Source organism: Mycobacterium asiaticum (assembly GCF_001668675.1).
In the GTDB taxonomy this organism is placed as follows: domain Bacteria; phylum Actinomycetota; class Actinomycetes; order Mycobacteriales; family Mycobacteriaceae; genus Mycobacterium; species Mycobacterium asiaticum_D.
Genome location: NZ_LZKQ01000310.1, coordinates 1 through 1124, shown reverse-complemented (window position 1 = coordinate 1124; position 1124 = coordinate 1). Strand labels below are relative to the sequence as shown.

2 protein-coding genes are annotated in these 1124 nt (G+C 61.8%); both read left to right on the top strand.

Features of this window, described 5'->3' with window-relative positions:
- Nucleotides 1–763, top strand: a 763-nt coding sequence (locus A9X01_RS25890) for a pentapeptide repeat-containing protein (protein ID WP_081282639.1), incomplete at its 5' end; no start/stop codon positions are given.
- A 67-nt stretch (nt 764–830) separates the two neighbouring features.
- The coding region (locus tag A9X01_RS25885; protein WP_155772093.1) for a PPE domain-containing protein at nt 831–1124 on the top strand (294 nt) is incomplete at its 3' end.

The following is a 1124-nucleotide window of genomic DNA, read 5'->3' as shown; positions in this document are numbered from 1 at the left end:
CAACACCGGCTTCGCCAACGCCGGTGACCTCAACACCGGCTCCTTCAACACCGGCAGCGGAAACCTAGGTTCATTCAACTTGGCCGACAGCCAAGGACGCGAGGGAATTACCTTCCCGCTCAATTTCCCGGCGATCCCGATCGACCTAATAGCAGGTGCCAACCTGGCGATCCCGATCGACGGTCAGTTCGACACGATCACCATCCAAAAGATCCCTCAATTCGAAATCCCGGTCCACGTGTCGATGACTGTTACCGTGGTCATTCTTCCTGTCACGATCGAATTCTTCGGAACCCAACTCTCCCCAGCGATTCCCGAAATCAAGATCAACCCGATCGAACTGAACAACTTCGTGGTCGGGGGGAACGTACAGATACCGTTCCAGACGGCGCTCCTCGGCCAACTCAACCTCACCGCACCGGGGCTGCTCGGTGTCGGGAACTCCTCGGGGACGTTGTCATCGGGCTACTTCAACGGAAATTCCAGCGGCACTTCCGGTTTCTTCAACTCCAGCGATTTCAGTTCAGGCTTCGCCAACGCCAACGGTGCGCTGACGTCGGGCTGGTACAACTCCGGTTCGTTGTTGTCGGGCTGGCAGAACATCGGCAACGCCATCTCCGGTTTCGCCAACACCAGCACGCTGGCCGCCAACGCCCCGGCCCTGATCTCCGGCTTCGGCAACATCGGCAGCCAGGTCTCCGGCTTCTTGCACGGCCAGATGACTGCGTTGCAGGCGACGCTGGCGGACTGGGTGGCCGGCTGATGATGTGCTTCCCCGCCCGGAACCCCCAAGAAGCTTTCCTGCAATGTAAGGAAGAGGTATTGAGCCGGTGAGTTTTCTGACCTTGCCACCCGAGATCAACTCGCTGAACATGCTTTTGGGCGCGGGATCGGCGCCGATGGCGTCGGTGGCGTCGGCCTGGGACGGCCTGGCTGCCGAGCTCGGCTCGGCGTCGTCCTTCTTCGAGGCGGTGACCTCGGGTCTGGTCAACGATGCTTGGCAGGGCCCGGCGGCGTTGGAGATGGCGTCCGCGGCTACGCCGTATACGGCGTGGTTGAGTGCGGCGGGTGCGGCGGCTGAGCAGGCCGCTGCTCAGGCGCGGGCGGTGGTGTCGGCGTTTGAG